Source organism: Halomonas sp. B23F22_3 (assembly GCF_043496965.1).
Taxonomy (GTDB): Bacteria; Pseudomonadota; Gammaproteobacteria; order Pseudomonadales; family Halomonadaceae; genus Halomonas.
Genome location: NZ_JBIEKG010000003.1, coordinates 433,077 through 459,585 on the forward strand (window position 1 = coordinate 433,077; position 26,509 = coordinate 459,585).

A 26,509-nucleotide genomic window follows, 5' to 3' on the forward strand; every position below is an offset into this window, starting at 1 on the left:
GAGGCCTCCTATTTCCAGCGCCGCTCGTAGGCGCCCAGGGTGGTGGTGGCGCCCTCGGAGAGCTCGCCGAGGCCGGTCATCCAGGCGGGGTCCGCGCGGAAGTGCCCGGGGGCGCGCGCGACGCGATCCAGGGCCTGGCGCCAGATGCCGGCGACCTTCGAGACGTAGGCGGGGCTGCGCTGGCGGCCCTCGATCTTCACCGCGCTGATGCCGAGCTGCTTGAGCTCCGGGAGCAGCTCCAGGGTGTTGAGGCTGGTGGGCTCCTCGATGGCGTGGTAGGTCTCGCCATCGACCGCGAAGCGCCCCTTGCAGAGGGTCGGGTAGCCGGCCCGCTCGCCCTTGGCGTAGCGGTCGATCAGCACGCCGTTCAAGCGCGACTCCAGGCCCCGGGGCGTCTCCTCCCAGCGCACATGGGCCGCCGGCGAGCAGACGCCGCGGGTGTTGGGCGACTCGCCGGTGAGGTAGGACGAGAGATAGCAGCGCCCCTCGGCCATGATGCACAGGCTGCCGAAGGCGAACACCTCGAGCTCCACCGGGCTCTGCTTTGCCAGGTCGCGGACCTGGGTGATGGAGAGCACCCGAGGCAGCACGGCGCGCCGGATGCCGAACTGCTCATGGTAGAAGCGCAGCGCCTCATGGCTGGTCGCCGAGCCCTGCACAGAGAGGTGGCGGTCGAGGTTCGGGTGGCGCCGGGCGGCGTAGTCGAGCAGCCCCATGTCGGCCATGATCAGGGCGTCGACGCCGAGCTCGGCGGCCTGATCCACGGCGCGAGTCCACATCGCCCAGCCGTCCGGCTGCGGGTAGGTGTTGATGGCGCAGAACACCCGCTTGCCGCGGGCGTGGGCGTAGTCGATGCCCTCCCCGGCGCGCTTGTCGGTGAAGTTGAGCCCGGCGAACTGGCGCGCGTTGGTGGTGTTCTGGAAGCCGAAGTAGACGGCATCGGCGCCCTCGTTCACGGCGCGCTTCAGGGCGGGCAGGTTGCCGGCGGGGCAAACGAGCTCCATGGCGCGACTCCTCTCGATGAAAACCCGGCCATGCTAGTCGACCCTCCCGGCCCTGCCCTTGACGGGCGTCATGCCGGGCCGGGCATTCGCTCCCGGCATGATCCAGGTCATGTCCTGCCCGCCGAACGTCCCCCGGCCATGGCGTGCGTGCGCGCCTGACCTAGGCTGAGATCAGGATCGTTCACCATGCGGGGTGGCCATGGATATCGAACGCCTCTTCGATGAGAGCTACGTGCGGGTGCTCGACCGCGAGGTCGAGGGGCGGGCGTTCTTCGCGGCCTTCTACGACCGCTTCATCGATGCCTCGCCGGCGGTCGCCGAGAAGTTTCGCTACACCGACATGGCGCGCCAGCAGGCGATGCTCAAGAAGGCCTTCTACCACCTGCTGGCGTTCTACGCCTCGAGCCACGCCGACTACTACCTCCAGCAGGTGGCGATCAGCCACGACCGTGCCCATCGGGATATCCCCCCGGTGCTCTACGATCTCTGGCTCGAGTGCCTGATCGACACGGTGCGCGCCTTCGACGAGGCCTTCGACGACGACGTCGAGCTGGCCTGGCGGCTGGTGATGACGCCGGGCATCGTCTTCATGACGTTCCATTACGACCGGGGGGATCGTACCGGCTAGGAGGCGTCCTCGAAGAGGGCGCGACACCGATAGAGTGAGGCGTATCGCGATGAACACACGCACCGCAGTGAGTGAAACCTTCAGCACGGCCCTCCGGTGGCTCGGCCCACGACGTTGCCGCCGAGCCATCGTCGGTGCCGCGATACTGGGCATGGTGACGGCGGGTAGCGTCGCTGGTGCCGCGGAGCCGGTGGGCCCTGACCTGACCGAGAAGCTGCGCGGGCTGCTGGTCAAGGAGATGGTCGAGATCGAGGCGGCGATGCAGGCGACGTACAGCGCCATCATCCAGGGCAGGCATGACGAGGTGGCAGGCCATGGTCAGGCCATCCACGACAGTTTTATCCTCGAACAGTCCCTTACCCAGCAGGATCGCCGGGACCTGAAGGACGCGGTGCCGGCGGCGTTTCTGCAGTTGGACGCGAGGTTACATGAGCTGGCGGCGTCACTGGCCGAGGCGGGTAGACAGCGGAATACGCCGAAGCAGGTGGACGTCTTCCATCACATGACCCAGTCCTGCGTGGCCTGTCACAGCCGCTACGTGACGGATCGTTTTGCGGGGCTCGAGGCTCAGCCTGTGCCCGATAGTTGGGGTATCGATACCCCCTAAGGCGAGGGCGTGCGCCGATCCGCGACGGCGGCCAGACCGACCGGATCCTGCTGGCCCGCTTACGACGACGCCCCGGCATGGCCGGGGCGTCGTGGTGTCGGGGCGTGCTCCTGGAACGGGGTCCTGAGCCTGCTGTCATGCCAGCGTCAGGCGGCCTCGAGGGGGCGTGAGGGGCCGAAGTGCTCGTAGTGGCGGCGCTCGTCGGGCACGCCGAGGGCGGCCAGCGCTTGGTCCACGGCGGTCATGAAGCCCGGGGGGCCGACAAAGTAGCAGCGGGCGCCTTCCGGCAGCAGGCGGGCCAGCAGCGCGCGGTCGATGCGCCCGATATGGTCGGCATCGCCGCCGCGCTCGTGGACGCTCACGGCGCGCAGCCGCTGCGGATGCTCGGCGGCCAGCGCCGCCACCTCGTCGCGGAAGGCGTGGTGCTCGGCGTCCAGGGCGGCATGCAGATAGATCACCCGGCGCCCCGCGGCCAGGGCGTGGCGGGCCATGGGGAGCAGAGGCGTCTGGCCGACGCCGCCGGAGGCCAGCAGCAGCGGCTCGTCGCCCTCCTGCAGGGTTAGCTCGCCGGCGGGCGGCAGCAGCTCCAGGCTGTCGCCCACCGCCATGGCGTCATGGAAGTGCCGGCTCGCCTTACCCTCGGGCTCGCGCTTGATCGAGATCCGGTAGGAGCGGCCGTTGGGCACGTCCGAGAGGCTGTAGTGGCGATAGACCGGCGCGCCGTCGATGGTCAGCCGCACGCCGATGAACTGGCCCGGGGCGTGATTGGCCACCAGGCCGCCTTCTTCGGGCTCGAGCACGAAGGAGCGGATCACCGCGCTCTCGCGGCGGATGTCGGCGATGCGAAAGCGGCGCGTGCCGCGCCAGCCGCCGGGGCGCCGGGCGAACTCGTGGTAACGATGGTCCTCCAGCTCGATGAGCAGGCCGGCGAGCTCCTCGTAGAGGGCGCTCCAGGCCGCGGCGACTTCCGGCGTCACCGCCTCGCCGAGCACCTCGCCGATGGCGGCCATCAGGCACTCGCCGACGATGGGGTACTGGTCGGGCTGGATGCCGAGGGCGACGTGCTTGCCGACGATGGTGCCCATCGCGCCCCGCGCCTGCTGGGGATCCTGGCGCAGCTGCACATAGGCGAGCACCGCGCCGGCCAGCGCCCGGGGCTGGCCGCCGTCACGCTGGTGGGCCTCGTTGAATAGCGGTTTTACCTCGGGATAGCGCGAGAACATCAGCGGATAGAAGCATTGGGTGATGGCGTCGAGATGTTCGGCCACCACGGGGGCTGTGGCGGCGATCAGGCGTTCCTGGTCTGGCGTCAGCATGGCAGGGCTCCGGTCAGGGGGATGTTTTAAGAGGTATGTAAAATACATCTTAAAGGTCGCCGCCGACACCCCGCGGGGCTGACGCAAAATGTCGCAGGGCGGGCGGCGCCGCCCGCTGCTCGCCCTGGCGCGTGCCTATAGCCCGATGCGGTGGGCCCGGTCGGTGAAGAAGATGCCGCTGGGCGACTCGCTCTCGAGGGTCGCCAGCACCTCGAAGGTGCGGGTGTCGTAGACGGTGATCCGGTCGCTGTCCCGGGCCGAGACCCAGGCGTGCTCGCCCTTGGGGGTGAACTCCATGTGCAGCACCGCCTCGCCCGGGGAGAGGGTGCGGATGACCCGGCGCGTCTCGGTATCGATCACCTGCACCACGTCGTTGTCGGGATGGGCGAAGTTGACCCACACCTGGCGCTCGTCGGGGCGGCTCATCACGAAGATCGGCTGGCCGTGGACGGGGATGCGCTCCTTAAGCGACCAGTCGTCGGCGTCGGCGACCAGCACCTCGTGGCGGCCCACCGCCGGCAGCCAGGCCTCGTCGCCGGCCACCGCCCAGCCCTCCAGGTGCGGCATCTTGTAGACCGGCAGGCGTTTCTCGCCGCGACCGTAGTCGGGCAGGATGCGTGTGACGCCCTCCTCGACGTGCCACAGGTCCAGCAGCGCCAGGCCGTCCTCGCCGAACAGCCCGGCGATGTAGTAGCGCCCGTTGGGGCCGATCAGGCCGTCGTAGGGCGCCTCGCCGATATCACGAAAGCGTGTCACCGCCGGCGTCTCGCCGTTCGTGTCGATCATGGCGATCTCGCCCGCCTCGAACAGGCTGTAGACGAAGCGGTTGCCCGGCGCGTCCACCAGCCCCACCACCTTGGAGCGCACGGTCTCGCCCTGGGCGTTGCGATAGGTGGCCGGAATCTCGGCCACCGGTTCGAGGGTCTCGCTGTCGAAGAGCCGCACCCCGCCCGGTTCGTAGTTGGCCACCGCCACCAGCGAGCCATCCTGGGAGATGGCGCCGCCGATGCTGTTGCCGGACTGCATCACGCGGTGGGTGATCTCGCCGCTGAGCAGGTCGACCCGGCTGAGCCCGCCGTCGCGGCCGAAGACGAAGGCGTAGCGGGCGTCGCGGGAGAACTTCACCGAGGCGTGGGACAGGTCCCCGAGCCCCTCGACGCGCGTGAGGATCCGACGCTCGCTGGTGTCCACCACCGCCAGGCTGCCGGTGGCGCGCTCGACCACCACGCCGAGATCCCCGGTGCCGCGCGGCTCGACCGGCGGGGTGGCCTGGCAGCCGGCCAGCATGGCGGCCAGGCCGAGAGCGATCAGGGGCGTGCGCAGTCCGGGGAGCTTCATGGCGATTCCTTCTCGTAGCGAGAGCCGTGTCGAGTGCCGCGTCGAGGGCCGGGGCGTGGCGCGCTCACTCATCCAGGGGGTTGTCGTGCTGCAGGTGATCGGCGAGCCAGCGGGCCTCCTGCTCGCTGAGTAATCCCGCCCAGCCGGGCATGGCGGTGCCGGGCACGCCATTGAGGATCAGCGCGGCCAGGCCGTCGCGATCATAGGCGTTCATGCGCGATCGCGGCAGGGGCGGTCCCAGCCCGCCGCGCAGGGTCATGCCGTGACAGGAGCCGCAGTCCTGATAGAGCAGCGTCTCGAGTTCCTGTTCTCGCTCGTCGGAGAGCGCGCCGTCGGCGAGCGCCGCGACCGGCAGCCAGCAGAGGGCCAGCAGCAGAAGGCGGGGGGCAGGCAGGGGCATGGCATCTCCTCGGACAGAGCGTCTTCAGCAGGGCGCCTCCAGTCTCGCGGCGCTCGTGGCGCCGCGCCATGACGACGGTCAAGGCGGCGTCTTACCGCTCACATCAAGCACGGCGCGCAACGGCTGGCAACGCCTCTTTGGAGGTAGGGGCCGATGGCCGTTGACGCAGGTCAATGCCGGCGGGGAAAGTGCGTCGGACATCGCTAAAGATGCATGAATTATGCGCGTTCATGGACCACTCTTCAGGGCCAGGAGGGTCATCGACCATGCGTTCGCGTCGGGTGGCCGTCCGTCGAACAACAACAGCGGCATGGCCTGGCGGCAGCGCATCCGAGGATCATGACAGAGGTGGAACGATGATGAAGAAACACTGGTATCTCAAGCCCTTGGTGGTGGCAGTGACGACCGTCGCCATGGGTATCACGGCGGCCCAGGCTCAGGATGGCCACAAGGAGGTCGACGAGGCCAAGAGCGCCTATCAGGGCACGTCCTCCACCGTGGACCCGGGCTCCGCCAAGGTCGTGCGCACGCCCGGCGCGCCGGACCTGACCGAGACCGAGTTCGAGCAGGCCAAGGAGATCTACTTCCAGCGCTGCGCGGGCTGTCACGGCGTGCTGCGCAAGGGGGCCACCGGCAAGCCGCTGACCACCGACATCACCCAGGAGCGCGGCCTGGATTACCTGAAGGCGTTCATCACCTACGGCTCGCCGGCCGGCATGCCCAACTGGGGCACCTCGGGGGATCTCACCGAGGAGGAAGTCGAGATGATGGCCAAGTACATCATGCACGAGCCGCCGGTGCCGCCGGAGTTCGGCATGCCCGAGATGCGCGATACCTGGGAGGTGAAGGTGGCCCCCGAGGACCGCCCCACCGAGCAGATGAATGACCTGGAGCTCGAGAACCTCTTCTCGGTCACCCTGCGTGACGCCGGTCAGGTCGCGCTGATCGACGGGGGCAGCAAGGAGATCGTCAAGATCCTCGACACCGGCTACGCGGTGCACATCTCGCGCCTCTCCGCCTCCGGTCGCTATCTGTTCGTGATCGGCCGCGACGCCAAGGTGGACATGATCGACCTGTGGATGGAGGAGCCGTCGATCGTCGCCACCATCAAGGTCGGCATGGAGGCCCGCTCGGTCGAGACCTCCAAGTACGAGGGCTACGAGGACAAGTTCGCCATCGCCGGCGCCTACTGGCCGCCCCAGTACGTGATCATGGACGGCGAGACCCTGGAGCCGAAGAAGATCGTCAGCACCCGCGGGATGACCGTGGACACCCAGGAGTTCCATCCCGAGCCGCGGGTCGCGGCCATCGTGGCCTCCCACCAGCACCCCGAGTTCATCGTCAACGTCAAGGAGACCGGCAAGGTCCAGCTGGTCAACTACGAGAACCTCGAGGCGCTCTCCACGGTGGAGATCGAGACCTCGCGCTTCCTGCATGACGGCGGCTGGGACGCCTCGGGTCGCTACTTCCTCACCGCGGCCAACGAGTCCAACCAGATCGTGGTGATCGACGCCCAGGAGCGTGAGCTCGAGGCGATCGTCGACGTGGGCAAGATTCCCCATCCGGGGCGCGGCGCCAACTTCGTCGATCCCGAGTTCGGTCCTGTGTGGGCCACCAGCCACCTCGGCGATGCCACCATCCAGCTGATCGGCACCGACCCCGAGGGCCATCCCGACAACGCCTGGCAGGTCGTGCGCACCCTCGACGGCCAGGGCGGCGGCTCGCTGTTCATCAAGACCCACCCCGAGTCCGACAACCTCTACGTCGACACCGCGCTGAACCCGGGCGAGGCGATCAGCCAGAGCGTGGCGGTCTTCGATGTCAACGACCTGGAGGCCGGCTATGAGGTGTTGCCCATCGCCGAGTGGGCCGACGTGGGCGAGGGGCCCAAGCGCGTCGTCCAGCCCGAGTACAACCAGGCCGGCGACGAGGTGTGGTTCTCGGTCTGGAACACCTCGGACAAGACTTCCGCGCTGGTGGTCGTGGATGACGAGACTCGCGAGCTGAAGAAGGTGATCAAGGACGAGCGCCTGGTCACCCCGACCGGCAAGTTCAACGTCATCAACACCCAGCACGACATCTACTGAACCGAGCGGGACACGGCGGCGGGCCCTCGGGGGCCCGCCCGCCTTCCCCGCCCTGAGTGAGCTGTGCCGATGCATTGCCGACCCCCACATGGACAGGTGCAGGACCTCGATGCGCTGGACCGCCGCCTGATCGACAGCTACCAGCGCGGCCTGCCGGTCTGTTCCCGACCCTTCGCGCGGATCGCCGAGCGCCTGGGCGCCGCCGAGGACGAGGTGATCACGCGCCTGGAGCGCCTGCAGGCACGGGGCGTGCTGAGCCGCGTGGGGCCGGTCTTCGACCATGCCCGCGCCGGCGCCAGCCTGCTGGCCGCCGTGGCGGTGCCCGAGGCCGAGCGCGATGCCTTCGCAGAGCTCATCAACGCCGCCCCCGGCGTCAACCACAACTACGCAAGGGAGCACGACTACAACCTCTGGTTCGTGATGACCGCCCCCGACGCATCCGCGCTCGACGCGCGTCTCGATGCCCTCGAGGCGCGCCTGGGCGTGCCGATCCTGCGCCTGCCGATGCTGGAGAGCTTCCATATCGATCTGGCGTTTCCCATTCCCTGGGCCGAACTGGAGCGCCTATGAGACCCGCGACCCCGCTCTCCCTCGAGGCCGCCCGCTCGTTTGATGAGCCGGCGGCCCATCGTCGCCTGCGCGCGCTGCTCGAGCAGGGCCTGCCGCTCACGTCGCGGCCCTGGCAGACCCTGGCCGAGCAGGCCGGCCTCGCCGAGGAGGAGGCGATGGCCTGCGTCAGTCGCTGGCAGGCCGAGGGGCTGATCAAGCGCTTCGGCCTGGTGGTGCGCCATCGCCACCTGGGCCTTGGGGCCAACGCCATGGTGGTGTGGGACGTGCCGGACGAGCGGGTCACCCTGGTGGGGCGGCGGCTGGCCCGTGAGACCGCCGTGACGCTCTGCTACCGGCGCCCGCGACGGCGGCCCGACTGGCCCTACAACCTCTTCTGCATGATCCACGGCGCGCGCCGCGAGCGGGTGCTCGAGGAGCTCGCGGCGATCGTCGCGCGGCTCGGCCTCGAGGGGATCCCCCACCGGGCGCTGTTCAGCACCCGCGCCTACCGCCAGTGCGGCGCCCGCTATGCCCGGGAGGAGGACGCATGAGCCTGGCCGAGCTGGACGCCGTGGATCGCCGCCTGATCAATCGCCTGCAGGAGGGCCTGCCGCTGGTGGCGCGTCCCTATGCGGTCGTCGCCGAGGCGCTGGGCATCGCCGAGGGCGACCTGCTCTACCGGCTGGAGCGCCTGCGCGAGAGCGGCATGCTCAGCCGCTTCGGCCCCATGTACCACGCCGAGCGGCTGGGCGGCGGCCTGACCCTGGCGGCGCTCGCGGTGCCGGAGCCCGACTACGAGCGGGTCGTCGAGGCGGTCAACGCCTTCCCGGAGGTGGCCCATAACTACCGGCGCGAGCACGCGCTCAACATGTGGTTCGTGCTGGCCACCGAGACCCCGGCGCGCATCGACCAGGTGATCACGGCCATCGAGGCGGCCACCGGCCTGCCGGTCTACAACATGCCCAAGGAGGAGGAGTTCCATGTCCGTCTCCATCTGCCGGTCTAGCCGGGGCTCGATTCGCGATGCCACCGGTCCCGACGAACGGGGCCTCGACGCCCACGACCGCGCCATCGTGCTGGCCACCCAGGCCGGGCTGCCGCTGGTGCCCGATCCCTGGGGCGCGGTGGGCCGCGAGGTGGGCCTCGAGGGCGAGGAGGTGCTCGCGCGCATGCGGGCGATGGAGGCGCGCGGGGTGATCCGGCGCGTCGCCGCGGTGCCCAACCACTATCGCCTGGGCTACGTGGCCAACGGCATGACCGTCTGGGACGTCGACGACGCCGAGGTCGAGCGGCTGGGCCGCGAGGTGGCCGCCATCGAGGGCGTCAGCCACTGCTATCGCCGCCCACGGCATCGGCCCCACTGGCCCTACAACCTCTTCGCCATGCTCCACGGGCGCAGCCGTGAGGAGGTCGAACGCCAGGCCGAGGCGCTGCGCGCCCGCCTCGGCGAGGCCTGCCGCGACCACCGCATCCTCTACAGCTCGCGCATCCTCAAGAAGACCGGGCTGCGCCTGGCGCGCCGCGCCCCGCTCGCCTAACGACGGCAGGAGAACGCCATGTTTCGCGTCACCCGCTACATCCAGAGCCTGATGGAACCGGCGGCGCCGGGACAGGCGCCGCGCGCAGGGGCCCGCAAGCCGCCCGGGCCGGTGGTGATCTGGAACCTGATCCGCCGCTGCAACCTGACCTGCAAGCACTGCTACACCACCTCGGCGGACATCGACTTCGCCGGCGAACTCTCGACCGCCGAGGCCCACGCGGTGCTCGACGACCTCAAGGCCTTCCGGGTGCCGGCGCTGATCCTCTCCGGGGGCGAGCCGCTGATGCGCCCCGACATCTTCGAGCTGTCGCGCCGGGCGCGCGAGCTCGGCCTCTATACCGGGCTCTCCACCAACGGCACCCTGATCACCGAGGAAAATATCGACGCCATCGCCGACGTTGGCTACGACTACGTGGGCATCAGCATCGACGGCCTGGAGGCCACCCACGACGCCATCCGCCAGCGCCAGGGCGCCTTTCGCGAGTCGATGCACGCGGTGAAGCTGTGCAAGGCGCGCGGCATCAAGGTGGGGCTGCGCTTCACCCTGACCCGCGAGAACGTCGAGCAGCTCGACGACATCCTGGCGCTGATCGACGAGCACGACGTCGACAAGTTCTACCTCTCGCACCTCAACTACGGCGGGCGCGGCCGGCGCCACAGCAAGCAGGACGCCTGGTACCGCATGACCCGCGACGCCATGACCCGGCTGTTCGACCACTGCCGAGCCGAGCTCGCACGCGGCATCCGGCGCGAGTACGTCACCGGCAACAACGACGCCGACGGCCCCTTCCTGCTGATGTGGGCCCGCGAGCACTTACCCGAGCGGGCCGAGGCCCTGGAGCGACAGCTCATCGACTGGGGCGGCAACGCCTCGGGCGAGCACATCGCCAACATCGACAACCTGGGCAACGTCCACCCCGATACCTTCTGGTGGGACCACACCCTGGGCAACGTCCGCGAGATGCCCTTCTCCGCGATCTGGCGCGATACCCGGGACCCGCTGATGATCGGCTTTCGCCAGCGGCCACGGCCGCTCAAGGGGCGCTGCGCCGATTGCCGCTTCCTGCCGATCTGCAACGGCAACACCCGGGTGCGGGCCTGGAAGGTCACCGGCGACCCCTGGGAGGAGGATCCCGGCTGCTACCTGGCCAACCGCGAGATCGGGGTCGCCGAGGCGGCCGAGCGGCGCGTCGGCGCCCCCTTTGCTCCCATCCAGGCCATCGAAATCCCGTAAGGCGAGGAGATCCCCATGCCGTCACGTCGCGTTTCCTATGACCTCGCCGAGGCGCCCATGGCGCCCGGCGAGGTGGCCATCGTCGGCGCCGGCCCGGGCGATCCCGGGCTTCTGACCCTGCGCGCCCTGTCGCTGCTCGAGCAGGCCGACTGCCTGGTCTTCGATCGCCTGGTCTCCAGGGAGGTGCTGGCCCTGGCCAACCCACGGGCCCGGCGCTTCTACGTCGGCAAGGCGTCGCGCTGCCACGCCTTGACCCAGGACGAGACCAATGCGCTGCTGGTGCGCCTGGCCGAGGAGGGCCGCCGGGTGGTGCGGCTCAAGGGCGGCGACCCCTACATCTTCGGGCGCGGCGGCGAGGAGGCCGAGGTGCTGATCGAGCACGGCATCGACTTCCGGGTGGTGCCGGGCATCACCTCCGCCCAGGGCTGCGCGGCCTACGGCGGCTTCCCGCTGACCCATCGCGACCACGCCCAGAGCGTCACCTTCGTCACCGGCCACTGCAAGGCTGACGGCGAGCTGGCCCTGGACTGGAGCGCCCTGGCGGTGCCCCACCACACGGCGGTGTTCTACATGGGCCTGGCCAATGCCGAGCTGATCAGCCGCCAGCTGCAGGACCACGGCCTGCCGGCGAGCCATCCCGTGGCGCTGGTGGAGCGCGGCACCACCCCCGAGCAGCGCCGGGTGATCACCTGCCTGGGCGAGCTGGTCGAGACCATCGCCCGCGAGGCGCTCCAGCCGCCGACGCTGATCGTGGTGGGCGAGGTGGTGCGCCTGGCCTCGACCCTGGCCCAGCCCACCCCGGCCGAGGCCACCTTCATCGAGGGCGAGACGCTGGAGCTGGTGCCCCGGCGGGTGGCGCTCTGATGCCCGTGCGCTCGCTCCCCCGCGGCCTCGCGACCCTGCTCGGCGCCGCGCTGATGACGCTCCTCTCGCCGGCACTGGCCGACGGCCCCGAGGCGTTCTACCGGGCCCAGTGCGCCTCCTGCCACGGCGAGGATCGCCTCGGCGGCATCGGCCCGGCGCTGCTGCCGGGCAACCTCTCCAGGCTCACGCCCGAGGCCGCCGAGACGGTGATCCGTGACGGCCGGGCGGCCAGCCAGATGCCCGGCTTCGGCGAACGGCTCGACGACGCGGCGATCGCGTCGCTCGCCGAGTGGCTCTACCGCGAACCCGAGGTGGCACCCACCTGGGGGCGCGACGAGATCCTCGCCAGCCAGTCGGTCCCGCATCCGGACGGCTCGCTGCCCGACACGCCGCGCTTCGAGGCCGACCCGCTCAACCTCTTCGTGGTGGTGGAGACCGGCGACCATCACGCCAGCGTGCTCGACGGCGACACCTTCGAGCGGATCCACCGCTTCCCGACCCGCTACGCCCTGCACGGCGGGCCCAAGTACACCCCGGACGGGCGCTACGTCTTCTTCGGCTCCCGGGACGGCTGGATCACCAAGGTCGACCTCTACAACCTCGAGGTGGTCGCCGAGGTGCGCGCCGGCATCAACATGCGCAACATCGCCGTCTCCGCCGACGGCCGCTACGTCATGGCCGCCAACTACCTGCCCCACAGCCTGGTGCTCTTCGATGCCCACAACCTCGACCTGATGAAGGTCTACCCGGTGGTCGGCGAGAATGGCGATAGCTCGCGGGTCAGCGCTGTCTACGCCGCGCCGCCCCGGGGCAGCTTCATCGCCGCGCTCAAGGACCTCGAGGAGGTGTGGGAGATTCCCTGGCCGCTGCCCACCGAGCCGGTGGTCTCCACCGGGCACATGGCCACCCCGCTCGAGCCGAGGCGCCGTCACGACACGCCCACCTTCCGGGTGCGCCGCCTCCCGGTGCCGGACTACCTGGACGACTTCTTCTTCGACCCGGCCTATCGCCACGTGATCGGCGCCTCCCGGGGCGGCCAGGGCGGCATGGTGATCGACCTGGACAGCGGCGAGAAGGTCGCCGACCTGCCCCTGGAGGGCATGCCGCACCTGGGCTCCGGCATCACCTGGGAGCACCAGGGGCGCCGCGTCATGGCCACGCCCCACCTGACCCGGGCGGCGGTGTCGATCATCGACATGACCGACTGGACGGTGATCAAGACCCTCGAGACCGACGGCCCCGGCTTCTTCATGCGCAGCCACGCCAACTCGCCCTACGCCTGGGTGGACGTCTTCTTCGGCCCGAACCGCGACCGGGTGCACGTGATCGACAAGGCGAGCCTCGAGATCGTCGAGACCCTGACCCCCGAGCCGGGCAAGACCGCCGCCCACGTGGAGTTCGACCGCGACGGCGAGAAGCTGCTGCTGAGCCTGTGGGAGGAGGACGGTGCGGTGATCGTCTACGACGCCGTCACCCTCGAGGAGGAGCAACGCATCCCGATGAGCAGGCCCTCGGGCAAGTACAACGTCTGGAACAAGACGCGGTACGAGGAGGGCACCAGCCACTGAGTCGAAAAGCCGTCATTCCTTGCTGCGCTCGATATCCTGGCCACCGGCGGTGCCGGAACGCCGGCCCGGTCAAATCCTCATTGAGCCGCCAGTCAACTCCGGTTGCTCCGCTCCGGCGGCGGTCAGCCTCTCTTCGCTCGCGACAGGAATGAATGGCTTTTCTCATAAGAAGCATTCTTGATGCCTGTCAAGGAAGGTGCCGGGGCCGTGGGTCACAATGGCCATTACCAAGCGTTTTAGTCGGGTATGGCGCCATGCAATCGACCTCATCCTCTTCCGTCCGCCCCTCCTCGCTGTCGCGCCTGCCGGTGGCGAGGCTGGCCTTTCGCCCCTTCTTCCTGCTGGCCGCGCTCTACAGCGTGGCGGCGATGGTCGTGTGGCTGGCCTTCTGGCACGGTGACATCCTGCTGCGCCCGGTCGGCGGGCTGATGTTCTGGCACCAGCACGAGATGCTGTTCGGCTTCGCCGCCGCGGTGGTGGCGGGCTTCCTGCTCACCGCGGTGCAGAACTGGACCGGGCTGCCGAGCCTCAGGGGCGGGCCGCTGCTGGCGCTGGTCGCGCTGTGGCTGGCCGGGCGGGCCCTGATGGCCTTCCCGCTGGGATTGCCGGAGTGGCTGCCGATGCTGGTCGACCTGGCGTTCCTGCCGCTGGTGGCCGGCGTCATGGCCCGCCTGGTGATCGCCGCGAAGCGCTGGCGCAACCTGATCTTCCTGCCGGCGCTGGGCCTCTTGACCCTGGCCAACCTGGCCATGCACCTGGGGGTGCTCACCGGCGATGCCGAGCTGATCCGCCAGGCCGCCTACCTGGCGGTCCTGCTGATCACCCTGCTGATGGTGGTGGTGGGCGGCCGGGTGATCGCCATGTTCACCGCCAACCGTCTGGGCCTCACCCGCCGGCCGGCGATCCCGGCGCTGGAGGCCGCGAGCCTGGGGAGCGTGCTGGCGGTGGTCCTGGCCCAGGGGCTCGCCGTGCTCGGCGTGGCGCTGCCGGGCGCGCTCTTCGCCACCCTGCTGGGACTGGCGGCGCTCGCCAACGCCCTGCGCCTGGCGCGCTGGGGCGGCCAGCACAGCGGCTCCGAGCCGCTGCTCTGGGGACTGCACGGCAGCTACGCCTTCATTCCCGTGGGCCTCGCGATGTGGGCGCTGGCGGCGCTCGGCGTGTTCCGCGCGGAGCTGGCCGTGCACGCCATGACCATCGGCGGCATGGGCACCATGATGCTGGCGATGATGTCGCGGGTCTCGCTTGGCCATACTGCGCGCCCCATCCGCACCCTGCCGGGCATCGGCGTGGCGCTCGGCCTGATGCTCGCCGCCGCCGTGCTGCGCTCGCCGGTGCTGGCGCTCGTCCCCGAGATCACCCACTGGACCTACAACCTGGGCATCATCTTCTGGTGCCTGGCCTATGCGATCTTCCTGTTCCACTATACGGGGCCGCTGCTGTCGGCCCGGGCCGACGGCAAGGACGGATAGGACAACCGCCCCGACACCGACGCCGAGGACATCGCGCCCCGTGGAACACTACACCCTGATCAAGCACCTGCACGTCACCGCCGCCGCCCTGAGCCTCGCCTTCTTCCTGCTGCGGGCCTGGTGGTCGGTGCGCGAGTCGCCGCTGCTGCAGCGGCGCTGGGTGAAGATCGCTCCCCACCTCATCGACACCGCCCTGCTGGGTCTCGGCGTGACGCTGATGGTGATGCTCTCCGCCTGGCCCCACCAGCAGCCCTGGCTCGCCGCCAAGCTGATCGCGCTGTTGGGCTACATCGGACTGGGCACGCTGGCGATCAAGCGCGGCCGCACCCCCGCGGTGCGCGGCGTCGCGGCGCTGGCCGCGCTGGCTACCTTCGCCTACATGCTGGGGGCGGCCGTGACTCACAGCCCGCTCTCCTGGCTGGCGTGAGACCGAGGCGCGCGCTGACCTATACTGACCCCGCCACTCGTCTGAAGAAGGATGCTCTCATGTCGAAACAGGAACTCCCCGCCGGTGCCGGTCAAGTGGCCGAGCAGTACCCCGAGGTCTGGTCGGCCTATGCCGAGCTCGGTCGGGCCTGCGCCGAGTCCGGCCCGCTGGACGCACGCACGCGCCGACTGATCAAGCTGGCGCTGGCCGTGGGCGCGCGCTCCGAGGGGGCGGTGCACTCCCACGTGCGCCGTGGCCTGGAGGAGGGCGAGTCCGCCGAGGCCCTGAAGCAGGTGGCCATGCTGGCCATTCCCACCCTGGGCCTGCCCGGCGGCGTCGCGGCCCTGACCTGGATCGAGGACATCACCGAATCCTGAGGTGTTGCGGCGCTGAGACAAGCGTTTAATCGTGAGTTGGTCACGCCGTTCCGGGGTCTGGTAGTTTCGAGGCTGCTGTATTGGCAGCACTCGATTTATCAGACCCCGGAGTCATTTCATGCGGTACAACAACAAGACACTGCTCTCCCTCTCCGCCGCCGCCCTCTGCGTCGGCATGGTCTCCTCCGCCTCGGCGGCCACCCTGGAAGAGGTGAAGGAGCGCGGCGAACTGCGCTGCGGCGTCAACGTGGGCCTCTCGGGCTTCTCCTCCCCCGACGAGGACGGCACCTGGCAGGGGCTGGACGTGGAGACCTGCCGCGGTATCGCCGCCGCGATCTTCGACGACCCCGAAGCGGTCTCCTTCACGCCGCTGACCGCCAAGGAGCGCTTCACCGCCCTGCAGTCCGGCGAGATCGACGTCCTCTCGCGCAATACCACCTGGACCGCGACCCGTGACAACTCCCTGGGGCTGAACTTCACCGCCACCACCTTCTACGACGGCCAGGGCTTCATGGTGGCCAAGAACCTGGGCATCGATAGCCCGGAGCAGTTCGACGGCGCCTCGATCTGCATCCAGTCCGGCACCACCCACGAGCTCAACCTGGCCGACTACTTCCCCTCCCGCGGCATCGACATCCAGACCGTCACCTTCGACACCCCCGACCAGACCGCCCAGGGCTTCGCCAGCGGCCGCTGTGACATCCTGACCTCCGATACCTCGCAGCTCAGCGCCCTGCGCCTGCAGCTGCCCGAGCCGGACAGCGTCGAGATCCTCGAGACGCTGATCTCCAAGGAGCCGCTCGGCCCCGTGGTGCGCCAGGGCGACGACCAGTGGCTGGACATCGTCAAGTGGTCGATCTTCGCCATGGTCAACGCCGAGGAACTCGGCGTGAACAGCGACAACGTCGACGCGATGAAGGCCGATCCGCCCAACCCCCAGGTGGCGCGCCTGCTGGGCGTGGACGGCGACTACGGCGAGCAGATGGGGCTCGAGAACGACTGGGCCTATCAGCTGATCAGCCACGTCGGCAACTATGAGGAAGTCTTCGCCGGCACCGTGGGCGAGCAGTCGCCCATGCAGATCAGCCGCGGCGTGAACGCCCTGTGGGACGAGGGCGGCATCCTCTACGCCCCGCCGGTCCGCTGATCTCCCGGACACCGAACGTTCCCTGAACGGGCATCACGCATGGCGACATGCGTGATGCCGTGTCGTTGACGTCCACGAGGCTCGATATGCTGCGTTCTTCTTCACGGGAGCGGGGGCCGCTGTGGCGTGACCCCACCTTCCGCGCCCTGCTGGTGCAGGGCATCCTGCTGCTGGCGCTGGGGGCCTTCATCGCCATGGTGGTGTCGAACACCCTGGCCAATCTCGAGGCCCGGGGGATCACCACCGGCTTCGGCTTCCTCCAGGACCGCGCCGGCTTCTCCATCCCCCAGACCCTGATCGACTACTCCGGCGACAGCACCTACGCCCGCACCTTCGTGGTGGGGCTGCTCAACACCCTGCTGGTCTCCGCCATGGGCATCGTCGCGGCGACCCTGATCGGCTTCGCCGTGGGCATCGCCCGGCTCTCGCCCAACTGGCTGCTGGCCCGGCTGGCCACCGCCTACGTCGAGATCTTCCGCAACATCCCGCTGCTGGTGCAGATCCTGTTCTGGTACTTCGCCGTCCTGCAGGCCCTGCCGAGCCCCCGCAACAGCCACTCGCTGTTCGAGGCGATCTTTCTCAACGTGCGCGGCGTGGTGCTGCCCGCCCCCCAGCCGCTGCCGGGCTTCGCCGCGACTCCCTGGGCGCTGCTGGTCGCGGTGATCGCCACCGCCCTGCTGGTGCGCTACGCCCGGCAGCGCCAGGCGCGCACCGGCCAGGCGCTGCCGGTCTTCAAGCTCGGCGCGCTGATCCTCGTCGGCCTGCCGGCGCTCACCTTCGTCGCCACGGGCATGCCGCTCGACTGGTCCATCCCGTCGCTTGCCGGCTTCAACTTCCAGGGCGGCGTGACGATCCTGCCCGAGCTGATGGCGCTGTGGCTGGCGCTCTCCATCTACACCGCCTCCTTCATCGCCGAGATCGTGCGCTCGGGGATCCAGTCGGTGCCCCAGGGCCAGGTCGAGGCGGCCAAGGCGCTGAGCCTGCCGGGCGGCGTCATCCTGCGCAAGGTGGTGATTCCCCAGGCGATGCGGGTGATCGTGCCGCAGCTCACCAGCCAGCACCTCAACCTGATCAAGAACTCCTCGCTGGCCACGGCGATCGGCTACCCGGACCTGGTGGCGGTGTTCTCCGGCACGGCCCTGAACCAGACCGGCCAGGCGATCGAGATCGTCGCCATGACCATGGCCGTCTACCTGCTGATCAACCTGCTGGTGTCCGCGCTGATGAACCTCTACAACGCGCGCACGCTGCTCAAGGAGCGCTGAGATGGTCCAGACCACGACCGCGACCGAGATGGTCGCCGAGCGCCGTCCCCCCGACCTGCGCCGCGGCCCGCTCGGCTGGCTGCACGCCAACCTCTTCAATACCCGGCTCAACGGGGTGGTGACCCTGGTTACCGTGACCCTGCTGGCCATGCTGCTGTGGCCCGCGCTTCAGTGGGCGGTGTTCCAGGCCGACTGGCTCGGTGACTCCCGAGAGGCGTGCAGCGGCGAGGGGGCCTGCTGGGTCTTCATCAGCGCGCGCTTCGAGTCGATCGTCTACGGCTTCTATCCCGAGGCCGAACGCTGGCGGGTGAACCTGGTCTTCGCCCTGCTGGCGGCGCTGATCGCCTGGCTCGCCATCCCGCGCCTGCCCGCCAAGCGCTGGGTGGGGGCATTCGCCCTGGTGGGCTTCCCGCTGCTCGCCTTCCTGCTGCTGGCGGGCGGCCACTTCGGCCTTCCGGCCGTGCCGACCCGCGACTGGGGCGGGGTGATGCTGACCCTGACCATCGCCGTCGTGGGGATCGTCGGCTCGCTGCCCATCGGCGTGGTGCTGGCGCTGGGGCGACGCTCGCAGATGCCGCTGGTGCGGGGCTTCTGCGTGGTGTTCATCGAGTTCTGGCGCGGCGTGCCGCTGATCACCGTGCTGTTCATGGCCTCGGTGATGCTGCCGCTGTTCGTGCCCGCCCAGGTGGAGTTCGACAAGCTGCTGCGGGCGCTGGTGGGCATCATGCTGTTCTGGAGCGCCTACATGGCCGAGGTGGTGCGCGGCGGGCTCCAGGCGATTCCCCGCGGCCAGGAGGAGGCCGCCAAGGCGCTGGGCATGGGCTACTGGCAGCGCATGGCGCTGATCGTGCTGCCCCAGGCACTCAAGCTGGTCATCCCCGGCATCGTCAACACCTTCATCGCGCTGTTCAAGGACACCTCGCTGGTGCTGATCATCGGGCTCTTCGACCTGCTGGCGATCATCCGCGCGGGGCTCACCGACAGCAACTGGCTGGGCTTCGCCACCGAGGGCTACGTCTTCGCGGCCCTGGTGTTCTGGGTGTTCTGCTTCAGCATGTCGCGCTACAGCCAGTACATCGAACGACGCCTGCACACCGGCCATCGGAACTGACCATCATCAACGGGACTTTCTCATGAATCAGGCAAATGCTGCCCGGGCCGACGCGCCCATGGTCGAGATCACCGGGCTCAACAAGTGGTACGGCGACTTCCACGTGCTGCGTGACATCGACCTGACGGTCGCCCAGGGCGAGCGCATCGTCATCTGTGGCCCCTCGGGGTCGGGCAAGTCGACGCTGATCCGCTGCATCAACCACCTCGAGGAGCACCAGGAGGGGCGCATCGTGGTCAACGGCCTGCCGATGACCCGCGACGTGAAGCGCATCGAGCAGATCCGCCGTAACGTCGGCATGGTGTTCCAGCACTTCAACCTCTTCCCCCACCTGAGCGTGCTGGACAACTGCTGCATCTCCCAGACCTGGGTGCAAAAGAAGCCGCGTGCCGAGGCCGAGCGCACGGCGCTGGAGATCCTCGAACGGGTGCAGATCGCCGACCAGGCCCGCAAGTACCCGGGCCAGCTCTCCGGCGGCCAGCAGCAGCGCGTGGCCATCGCCCGGGCGCTGTGCATGCAGCCGGAGGTGATGCTCTTCGATGAGCCGACCTCGGCGCTCGACCCCGAGATGATCAAGGAGGTGCTCGACGTGATGGTCGAGCTGGCCCAGGACGGCATGACCATGCTCTGCGTGACCCACGAGATGGGCTTCGCCAAGACCGTGGCCGACCGGGTGATCTTCATGGACCAGGGCCAGATCATCGAAGAGGCGCCCCCCGAGACCTTCTTCAACCATCCGCACTCCGAGCGCACCAAGCTCTTCCTCGGCCAGATCCTCGGCCACTGAGCTCCTCCCGGGCGGCGGCTACGCAGCCGTCGCCCGCCTCTTTCAGAAAATTGATCGACGTCAAGGCCACCCGGCGTGCCCTGCTGCTACCCTTAACATGTATCTGCTATACATCTTAAGAGGGGCGCAGGGCCGCTTGCCGTGAGAGGCGAGGGCACTGCCACACGAGCAAGGGGGGTATGGTCCATGGCCGACGGTCTCACCAAGTCGGCGGCCCGCAACATCTTCTACGGCGGGTCGCTGTTCTTCTTTCTGCTGTTTGCCGCGCTGACGGCCCACAGCCACTGGTACATGGTCAACACGTCCACCGACAGCGAAGGGCTCACCGAGTCCGTCAAGCACGGCAAGGAAGTGTGGGAAAAGAACATGTGCATCAACTGCCACAGCATCATGGGCGAGGGTGCCTACTTCGCGCCGGAGCTGGGCAACGTCTGGGAGCGCTACGGCGGTCACGAGAACCCCGACGCGGCCCGCGCGGGCCTCGCCGCCTGGATCCGCGCGCAGCCGCTGGGGGCCGAGGGACGCCGCCAGATGCCCGCCTACGACTTCAGCGAGGAGGAGATGCAGGCGCTGATCGACTTCCTGGAGTGGACCGACGGCATCGACGCCCAGGACTGGCCGCCGACGCCCGCTGGCTGAGCCGCAGGACCGCCGGGACGCCGGACCGCGGATCGCGGATCGCGGATCAATCGAGGAGAACGAGACCAATGAAATACGAAACCCAGAGGGTGGCGCTGCCCTTCTTCATGGTGGCCATGGCGCTCTTCGCGCTGCAGGTGGTCTTCGGGCTGCTGGCCGCCACCGTCTACGCCTGGCCCAACTTCATGGCCGAGCTGATGCCCTTCAATATCATGCGCGTCAGCCATACCAACCTGCTGATCGTCTGGCTGCTGCTCGGCTTCATGGGCTGCACCTACTACCTGATGCCGGAAGAGGCCGAGCGGGAGATCCACAGCCCGACCATCGCCTACATCCAGCTGGCGATCTTCGCCTTCGCCGGCGCGGCCGCGCTGGTCGGCTACCAGTTCGGGATCCACGAGGGGCGCGAGTTCCTGGAGCAGCCGTTCTGGGTCAAGGTGCTGATCACCATCTCGTTTCTGATGTTCCTGTTCAACACCAGCATGACGCTGGCCAAGGGCCGCAAGACCGCGATCAACCTGGTGCTGATGCTGGGCCTGTGGCTGGCCGCGGTGTTCTGGCTGTTCGCCTTCTACAACCCCTCCAACCTCGCCGTGGACAAGCTCTACTGGTGGTGGGTGGTGCACCTCTGGGTCGAGGGCGTCTGGGAGCTGATCATGGCCTCGCTGCTGGGCTACCTGCTGATCAAGATGACCGGCGTCGACCGCGAGGTGATCGAGAAGTGGCTCTACGTCATCGTCGGCCTGTCGCTGTTCTCGGGCCTGCTGGGCACCGGCCACCACTACTACTGGATCGGCGCGCCGAGCTACTGGCAGCCCATCGGCAGCATCTTCTCCACCCTGGAGGTGATCCCCTTCTTCGCCATGGTGGTGTTCGCCTTCACCATGTTCTGGAAGGGCAGCCGTAACCACCCCAACAAGGCCGCCATGCTGTGGGCCCTGGGCTGCCCGACCGTGGCCTTCTTCGGCGCCGGCGTGTGGGGCTTCATGCACACCCTGCACTGGATCAACTACTACAGCCACGGCACCCAGGTCACCGCCGCCCATGGCCACCTGGCCTTCTACGGCGCCTACGTGATGCTGATCCTCGGCGTGATCACCTTCGCCATGCCGCAGCTGCGCCGCGTGCAGCCCTATAACCAGGTGCTGAACATGTGGGGCTTCTGGATCATGACCGGTGCCATGTGCTTCATGACCTTCACCCTGACCTTCGCCGGTGTCGTCCAGACCCACCTGCAGCGCGTGCTGGGCATGAACTACATGGAGGTGCAGGACCAGCTCGGCCTCTTCTACCTGATGCGCCTGGGCGCCGGTATCGCGGTGGCCGTGGGGGCGGTGATGCTGATCTACGCCTTCTTCGGCCCTGCCCGCGAGCAGGTGCCGGCCGGTGGCACCCAGCTGACCGCAGGCCCCGAGCGCGCCTGACCACCCGAGGGCCCCGGACGGGGCCCTCGTCCGCTCATCCTGACGGGAGTGACCCCCATGCCCCTTTCCACCGTGGCCACCCACGCCGACGAGCAGGCGATGCCCTACTACCAGAGCGTCGGCAATGAGTGTGCCCTGTTCGACCAGGCCTTCCAGCAGCGCCTGCCCATGCTGCTCAAGGGGCCGACCGGCTGCGGCAAGACCCGTTTCGTCAGCCACATGGCGGCCAAGCTCGGCAAGCCACTCTACACCGTCTCCTGCCACGACGACCTGACCGCCGCCGACCTCACCGGCCGCTACCTGCTGCAGGGCGGCGAGACTCGCTGGGTCGATGGGCCGCTGACCCGCGCGGTGCGCGAGGGCGGCATCTGCTACCTCGACGAGGTGGTGGAGGCGCGCAAGGACGTCACCGTGGTACTGCACCCGCTCACCGACGACCGCCGCCTGCTGCCGCTGGAGCGCACCGGCGAGCTGCTCGAGGCGCCGGACGACTTCATGCTGGTGGTCTCCTACAACCCGGGCTACCAGCATATCCTCAAGTCGCTCAAGCCGAGCACCCGCCAGCGCTTCGTGGCGATGTCCTTCGACTTCCCTCCGCCGGCGGTGGAGCGCGACATCGTCGCCCGCGAGAGCGGCCTCGCCCCCGATCGCTGCGCGGCGCTGGTCAACCTGGCGGCGAGCCTGCGCGCCATGAAGGGCCAGGACCTGGAGGAGGGCGTCTCCACCCGGCTGCTGGTCTACTGCGCGACCCTGATCGGCGCCGGCATGCCGATCCTCGAGGCCGCCCGCGCCACCCTGGTGGAGCCGCTCTCGGATGACGTGGACGTCCAGGAGGGGCTGATGGAAGCCATTCAGGCCACGTTCGGCTGAGACGACGCCGGTTGGGTGCCGAGGAATCTGGCGGATACGGCTCTCCGGACAGGGGCGCCGGGGGCAGGTCGAAGAGGAGGTCATTTGCCAGGGATGGCAAATGTAGCGCCCAGGGAAGGGTTTACAGCGCCTCCTCGATGGTCCGACACGTCGGGGCCTGCCGCCGGGAAAGCCCCGGCGGCCCATCAGCGCTACGTCACACCGGCTCGACACGTACATCAGGAGGCTATGGATGCTGGACTTTCTTGAGGTCGAGGAGACCGTCGGCCGCTTCTGGCACCGCTGGGCGTCCGGCGCAGCCAGCTACCCCGACCATCCCGAGGCGGCGGTGACCCTCGAGAGCCTGCGCCCCATGCTCGGCGTCTTCTTCCGCGCCGGCGGCGGCGAGGCGGGGGTCGAGGTGGCCGCCATCGCCCGGCGCGCCTCGGCGCACCGGCTGAGCCTGCGCCAGCGCCTGGGCCTCGACGAGGAGGACCTCGACCAGGCCCGCCGCGACGAGGAGCACCTGCTGCTGCCGCCGCGCCTGGCGCTGTTTCCCGAGGCGTCCCTCAACCGCGACCTCTACCTTTGGCTCACCGCCTTCCTGGCCGAGGCCCGGCCGCTGACGCCGGCCGCGGACCCGCTGCAGGCCGATCTCCAACGCCTGCGCGAGGCGCGGCGTACCGTGCGGGCGGCACTGGCGCGCTTCCCGGGGCTGACGGAGCGCTACGTGCGGCTGAGCGGCGAGCTGCTGGCCATCCGCCCACAGCGCAGGCGCCTGCCGCCCATGGAGGCCGCCCTGGAGGCCGCCCTGCGCGCGGAGCTGGGCGCGCCCGACCCCGAGCAGGCGTGGGCCCTCGCCATGCAGCGGGCCATTCGCGAGCCGGACCGGCCCCTGGACGACTTCCGCGCCCCGCGCGGCTACCGTCCGCTGCTGCCGGTGCCGCTCTGGGGCCAGGCCATCACCCTGGGCACACGCGACGAGGCCCGCGAGGCCACGCCGGACGACGACGAAGCGCCGGCCGGCGCCGGCGCCTCCCCCGAGGACGACCAGGGCAAGCGCAAGGCCGACCGCCGCGAGCAGGACCAGGCCGACCGCGACGACCCGCTGATGCTCAACAACATGGAGAAGATGCTCTCCTGGGCCGAGATGGTGAACCTCAATCGCCACGTCGACGACGAGGAAGAGGAGGAGGCGAGACAGGCCGCCGACCAGATCGACGAGATCGTGCTCACCCCCAACCGCAAGCGGGCGGCCTCGACGCTCAAGCTCGACCTCGACCTGGCCCCGGACGAGGCCAGCGGCGGCCGGCTGGCGGGGCGCCACACCTATCCCGAGTGGAACCACCGCCGCCAGGCCTACCTGCCCGATCACTGCGTGGTACTCAGCGGCGTGCAGGAGGAGGAGGGCGAGGACTGGACGCCGGACGAGACCACCCGCCGGCGCATCCGCCGGGTGCGCCGCGAGTTCGAGGCCCTGCGCCCGCGGCGCGAGCTGCTGCGCGGCCAGCTGGACGGCAGCGAGCTCGACATGGACGCGGTGATCCGCGCCCGCTGCGACCTGGCGGCCACCGGCGAGTCCAGCGACCGGCTCTACGTGGACAGCCGCACCCAGGCCCGGGATCTCGCGGTGTCGATCCTGGTCGACGTCTCGCTCTCCACCGAGGCCTGGCTGGAGGATCGCCGGGTGCTGGACGTGGCCAAGGAGGCACTGCTGGTGCTGGGCCACGGCCTTTCCGGCTGCGGCGACGACTACGCCATCCACAGCTTCACCTCCCAGCGGCGCCACAAGGTGTGGGTCAACACCCTGAAGGACTTCGACGAGCCCATGGGCGAGCGGGTCTCGCGGCGCATCGCCGCGCTCAAGCCCGGCTCCTACACTCGCATGGGGCCGGCCATCCGCCATCTGGCGGGCCAGCTCGCCGAGCGGCCCAACCGCCACCGGCTGCTGCTGCTGCTCACCGACGGCAAGCCCAACGACAACGACTACTACGAGGGGCGCTACGGCATCGAGGACACCCGCAAGGCGGTGCTCGAGGCGCGCCGCCAGGAGGTGCGGGTGTTCGGCGTGACCATCGACCGCGAGGCGGGCCGCTACATCCCGCACCTGTTCGGTCGCGGCGGCTACGCCATCGTGCAGCGCCCCGAGCACCTCTCCCTGGCGCTGCCGGGCATCTATCGCCAGATCATCGCCACCTGAGCCTATTGTCCGTCGAACCATCGCCGAGGAAACGCGCCATGACCATCCGTACCCGACTGATCCTCGCCGTGGCGACCTGGTGCCTGGTCGCCGTGGCGGTGGTGCTGCCGCTCGCCTGGCTGATCAACACCCGCGACTGGGGCGTGGCGCTGATGCTGGTCGTGCCCTTCGCGGTCTACGGATTATTGCGCCTGGGCCGGTCCCTGGAGGGCTGGGCAAGGGCGACGCCGCCGCCCGAGCACCCGCAGCGTCGCTAGCCACCCCTCACGATCCAGAACCACACGACGCCGAAGGGCCTGCGGATGCAGGCCCTTCGGCATTGCGGGCAGTGAGTGTCAGGTAAAGCGCGCGACCAGGTAGCCGCCGGCGATCAGTGTCAGCGTCAGCACCACCAGGCCCACGAAGGTGCCCTTCCAGGCCGGCGTGGCGGCGCGCAGGTTGAGGTAGACCATCAGCAGCCGCTGCGCCTTGAAGCCGGTGGCGGCGATCACTAGCCCCGCCGACCACAGTGGCAGCGCCTGCCAGCTGCCCTGGTCTAGCCGCGCCGAGAGCATCGAGAGCAGCGTCAGGGCCATCAGCGTGGCCCAGGTCGCGAGCAGGCGGCGGGTGCCGGGCAGGGCGGTCATGGTCACCTCAACAGGTAGAGCAGCGGATAGAGCAGGATCCAGATCAGGTCGACCATGTGCCAGAAGGCCGCGGCGGTCTCCACGTTCTCGGGGGAGGTGCGCCAGGTCACCAGGGCCAGCAGCGCCAGGCCGAACAGCACGTGGGCGAAGTGGAAGGCGGTGAGCCCGTAGTAGAAGCCGAAGAAGGCGTTGGTCTCCGGGGTGATCCCGGCGGCGAACTTGCCGGCATATTCGATCCCCTTGATGACGCCGAACAGCACGCCCAGCGCCATGGAGGCCCCCAGCCACTGTCGGGCGCGGCGAATCCGCTCGGTGCTCACCGCATCCACGGCAAGGGCCACGCAGAGCCCGCTGGTCAGCAGCACCAGGGTGTTGAGCCCGCCGACCAGCGGGTCGAGCCCGCGCTGGGAGGCGTCGAACAGCGCCGTCGCGCCGACCCGCTCCGCGGCATAGAGCGCGAAGAAGGCGCTGAACACCAGCATCTCGCTCAGGATCAGCACCCACATCAGCGGGTTGCCGGGCAGCGCCGAGAGCGGTCCCCAGCCGGGGTTGGGCAGCTCGCGGGACAGGGCGCGCTCGCTCATGCGTCCGCCAGGGTCACCCGGGCGCCGCCGAAGGCCAGGCTTCTCGGGTCGCGCACCGGCTCGTTGGCGGTCAGTCGGCTGATGCCCACGCCGCAGCGCGCCACCATCCAGATCAGGCAGGCGGTGAAGTAGACGTAGCCCAGCGCCCAGGGCGCCACCGCGGGGGCGCCGATCAGCCCCAGCAGCTGCCAGGCGGCGACGAAGCCCCCCCCGCACAGCATGCCCAGCCAGAAGGTGCGGATCTGGAACTGCAGGTGACTCTGCACCCAGGGCGCGGCGTCGCGCCGCTTGAGGTGGGCGATCAGCACGCCGATCGGCGCGGTGACCACGGCCAGCACGCTGCCCAGGAACAGCAGGTAAACGACGATGGCGGCGCCGCGCCCGCGGGCGGCCTTGTCGTGGCGGAAGTCCGGGTCGTGCGCCAGGGAGTGGGTGGAAGACATGGGGAGCACCTCGCAGCCGGCCGTCG

General features: G+C 69.4%; 29 protein-coding genes. 22 read left to right on the top strand and 7 right to left on the bottom strand.

Going from position 1 to position 26,509, the window contains the following annotated elements; translation table 11 throughout:
* Positions 1-8: 8 nt before the first annotated feature.
* Positions 9-1,004 carry a ubiquinone anaerobic biosynthesis protein UbiU gene (gene ubiU, locus ACGTNG_RS08400; protein WP_394576562.1) on the bottom strand — a complete coding sequence of 332 codons (996 nt, stop codon included), beginning with the start codon at positions 1,002-1,004 and terminating at the stop codon, positions 9-11.
* 199 nt (positions 1,005-1,203) lie between these two features.
* Here ubiU and ACGTNG_RS08405 point away from each other — a divergent pair, with 199 nt between their 5' ends.
* Positions 1,204-1,632 carry a globin gene (locus ACGTNG_RS08405; protein ID WP_394576563.1) on the top strand — a complete coding sequence of 143 codons (429 nt, stop codon included), beginning with the start codon at positions 1,204-1,206 and terminating at the stop codon, positions 1,630-1,632.
* A gap of 49 nt (positions 1,633-1,681) precedes the next feature.
* Entirely contained in the window at positions 1,682-2,239 is a 558-nt protein-coding gene (locus tag ACGTNG_RS08410) for a hypothetical protein (RefSeq protein ID WP_394576564.1), read from the top strand.
* Between the two features lie 146 nt (positions 2,240-2,385).
* Here ACGTNG_RS08410 and ACGTNG_RS08415 read toward each other — a convergent pair whose 3' ends face one another.
* The 3 genes from ACGTNG_RS08415 to ACGTNG_RS08425 form a co-directional block, all read right to left on the bottom strand.
* Positions 2,386-3,555: a globin domain-containing protein gene (locus ACGTNG_RS08415; protein WP_394576565.1), complete on the bottom strand. Its 1,170-nt coding sequence runs from the start codon at positions 3,553-3,555 to the stop codon at positions 2,386-2,388.
* 135 nt (positions 3,556-3,690) lie between these two features.
* Positions 3,691-4,893: a cytochrome D1 domain-containing protein gene (locus ACGTNG_RS08420; RefSeq protein ID WP_394576566.1), complete on the bottom strand. Its 1,203-nt coding sequence runs from the start codon at positions 4,891-4,893 to the stop codon at positions 3,691-3,693.
* Positions 4,894-4,957: 64 nt separating this feature from the next.
* The gene (locus ACGTNG_RS08425) at positions 4,958-5,293 is read right to left on the bottom strand and encodes a c-type cytochrome (RefSeq protein WP_394576567.1); all 336 of its coding nucleotides are present in this window, start codon (positions 5,291-5,293) and stop codon (positions 4,958-4,960) included.
* A 356-nt stretch (positions 5,294-5,649) separates the two neighbouring features.
* On the opposite strand from ACGTNG_RS08425, the gene ACGTNG_RS08430 reads away from it, so the two are divergent.
* The 20 genes from ACGTNG_RS08430 (at position 5,650) to ACGTNG_RS08525 (ending at position 25,087) form a co-directional block, all read left to right on the top strand.
* A complete protein-coding gene (locus ACGTNG_RS08430; RefSeq protein ID WP_394576568.1) occupies positions 5,650-7,380 on the top strand; it encodes a cytochrome D1 domain-containing protein in 1,731 nt (576 codons plus the stop codon).
* 96 nt (positions 7,381-7,476) lie between these two features.
* Positions 7,477-7,950, top strand: a complete 474-nt coding sequence (locus ACGTNG_RS08435) for an AsnC family transcriptional regulator (RefSeq protein WP_394576569.1) — start codon at positions 7,477-7,479, stop codon at positions 7,948-7,950.
* On the top strand, positions 7,947-8,480 hold the full coding sequence (gene ahbB, locus ACGTNG_RS08440; protein WP_394576570.1) for a siroheme decarboxylase subunit beta: 534 nt from the start codon (positions 7,947-7,949) through the stop codon (positions 8,478-8,480). Before ACGTNG_RS08435 ends, ahbB (ACGTNG_RS08440) begins: the two co-directional genes overlap by 4 nt.
* The gene (locus ACGTNG_RS08445; protein ID WP_394576571.1) at positions 8,477-8,935 is read left to right on the top strand and encodes an Lrp/AsnC family transcriptional regulator; all 459 of its coding nucleotides are present in this window, start codon (positions 8,477-8,479) and stop codon (positions 8,933-8,935) included. The genes ahbB (ACGTNG_RS08440) and ACGTNG_RS08445 overlap by 4 nt, the downstream gene beginning before the upstream one ends.
* Positions 8,910-9,467 carry a siroheme decarboxylase subunit beta gene (gene ahbB / locus ACGTNG_RS08450; RefSeq protein WP_394576572.1) on the top strand — a complete coding sequence of 186 codons (558 nt, stop codon included), beginning with the start codon at positions 8,910-8,912 and terminating at the stop codon, positions 9,465-9,467. The genes ACGTNG_RS08445 and ahbB (ACGTNG_RS08450) overlap by 26 nt, the downstream gene beginning before the upstream one ends.
* An 18-nt stretch (positions 9,468-9,485) precedes the next feature.
* A complete protein-coding gene (gene nirJ, locus ACGTNG_RS08455; RefSeq protein ID WP_394576573.1) occupies positions 9,486-10,703 on the top strand; it encodes a heme d1 biosynthesis radical SAM protein NirJ in 1,218 nt (405 codons plus the stop codon).
* A 15-nt stretch (positions 10,704-10,718) separates the two neighbouring features.
* Positions 10,719-11,567 carry a uroporphyrinogen-III C-methyltransferase gene (gene cobA / locus ACGTNG_RS08460; RefSeq protein ID WP_394576574.1) on the top strand — a complete coding sequence of 283 codons (849 nt, stop codon included), beginning with the start codon at positions 10,719-10,721 and terminating at the stop codon, positions 11,565-11,567.
* Positions 11,567-13,135 carry a cytochrome D1 domain-containing protein gene (locus tag ACGTNG_RS08465; protein ID WP_394576575.1) on the top strand — a complete coding sequence of 523 codons (1,569 nt, stop codon included), beginning with the start codon at positions 11,567-11,569 and terminating at the stop codon, positions 13,133-13,135. Before cobA ends, ACGTNG_RS08465 begins: the two co-directional genes overlap by 1 nt.
* 254 nt (positions 13,136-13,389) lie before the next feature.
* Positions 13,390-14,604 (top strand): NnrS family protein, encoded by a 1,215-nt coding sequence (locus ACGTNG_RS08470; protein WP_394576576.1) that lies wholly within the window; start codon positions 13,390-13,392, stop codon positions 14,602-14,604.
* A gap of 40 nt (positions 14,605-14,644) precedes the next feature.
* Positions 14,645-15,031, top strand: coding sequence for a SirB2 family protein (locus ACGTNG_RS08475; RefSeq protein ID WP_394576577.1), 387 nt, complete (start codon positions 14,645-14,647; stop codon positions 15,029-15,031).
* Between the two features lie 59 nt (positions 15,032-15,090).
* Positions 15,091-15,408, top strand: a complete 318-nt coding sequence (locus ACGTNG_RS08480; RefSeq protein WP_089846440.1) for a carboxymuconolactone decarboxylase family protein — start codon at positions 15,091-15,093, stop codon at positions 15,406-15,408.
* 118 nt (positions 15,409-15,526) lie between these two features.
* Complete coding sequence (locus ACGTNG_RS08485; protein WP_394576578.1) at positions 15,527-16,555, top strand: amino acid ABC transporter substrate-binding protein; 1,029 nt, start codon at positions 15,527-15,529, stop codon at positions 16,553-16,555.
* A gap of 86 nt (positions 16,556-16,641) precedes the next feature.
* Positions 16,642-17,820, top strand: a complete 1,179-nt coding sequence (locus ACGTNG_RS08490; RefSeq protein ID WP_394576579.1) for an amino acid ABC transporter permease — start codon at positions 16,642-16,644, stop codon at positions 17,818-17,820.
* A gap of 1 nt (position 17,821) precedes the next feature.
* The gene (locus tag ACGTNG_RS08495; protein ID WP_394576580.1) at positions 17,822-18,931 is read left to right on the top strand and encodes an amino acid ABC transporter permease; all 1,110 of its coding nucleotides are present in this window, start codon (positions 17,822-17,824) and stop codon (positions 18,929-18,931) included.
* Between the two features lie 58 nt (positions 18,932-18,989).
* A complete protein-coding gene (locus tag ACGTNG_RS08500; RefSeq protein ID WP_394576723.1) occupies positions 18,990-19,718 on the top strand; it encodes an amino acid ABC transporter ATP-binding protein in 729 nt (242 codons plus the stop codon).
* 186 nt (positions 19,719-19,904) lie between these two features.
* Positions 19,905-20,357 (top strand): c-type cytochrome, encoded by a 453-nt coding sequence (locus tag ACGTNG_RS08505; protein WP_138180175.1) that lies wholly within the window; start codon positions 19,905-19,907, stop codon positions 20,355-20,357.
* Positions 20,358-20,425: 68 nt separating this feature from the next.
* Positions 20,426-21,781, top strand: coding sequence for a cbb3-type cytochrome c oxidase subunit I (locus ACGTNG_RS08510; RefSeq protein ID WP_394576581.1), 1,356 nt, complete (start codon positions 20,426-20,428; stop codon positions 21,779-21,781).
* Positions 21,782-21,838: 57 nt separating this feature from the next.
* Positions 21,839-22,651: a CbbQ/NirQ/NorQ/GpvN family protein gene (locus tag ACGTNG_RS08515; RefSeq protein ID WP_394576582.1), complete on the top strand. Its 813-nt coding sequence runs from the start codon at positions 21,839-21,841 to the stop codon at positions 22,649-22,651.
* A gap of 232 nt (positions 22,652-22,883) precedes the next feature.
* Complete coding sequence (locus ACGTNG_RS08520; RefSeq protein WP_394576583.1) at positions 22,884-24,830, top strand: nitric oxide reductase activation protein NorD; 1,947 nt, start codon at positions 22,884-22,886, stop codon at positions 24,828-24,830.
* A 38-nt stretch (positions 24,831-24,868) separates the two neighbouring features.
* A complete protein-coding gene (locus ACGTNG_RS08525) occupies positions 24,869-25,087 on the top strand; it encodes a hypothetical protein (protein WP_394576584.1) in 219 nt (72 codons plus the stop codon).
* 78 nt (positions 25,088-25,165) lie between these two features.
* On the opposite strand, the gene ACGTNG_RS08530 is transcribed toward ACGTNG_RS08525, so the two are convergent.
* Genes ACGTNG_RS08530 through ACGTNG_RS08540 form a run of 3 tightly spaced genes read right to left on the bottom strand, consistent with a single transcriptional unit; the run spans position 25,166 to position 26,483 of the window.
* Entirely contained in the window at positions 25,166-25,456 is a 291-nt protein-coding gene (locus ACGTNG_RS08530) for a hypothetical protein (protein WP_394576585.1), read from the bottom strand.
* 2 nt (positions 25,457-25,458) lie between these two features.
* Positions 25,459-26,040 carry a cytochrome c oxidase subunit 3 family protein gene (locus tag ACGTNG_RS08535; protein ID WP_394576586.1) on the bottom strand — a complete coding sequence of 194 codons (582 nt, stop codon included), beginning with the start codon at positions 26,038-26,040 and terminating at the stop codon, positions 25,459-25,461.
* Entirely contained in the window at positions 26,037-26,483 is a 447-nt protein-coding gene (locus ACGTNG_RS08540; RefSeq protein WP_394576587.1) for a DUF4870 family protein, read from the bottom strand. The genes ACGTNG_RS08535 and ACGTNG_RS08540 overlap by 4 nt, the downstream gene beginning before the upstream one ends.
* Positions 26,484-26,509 lie beyond the last annotated feature (26 nt).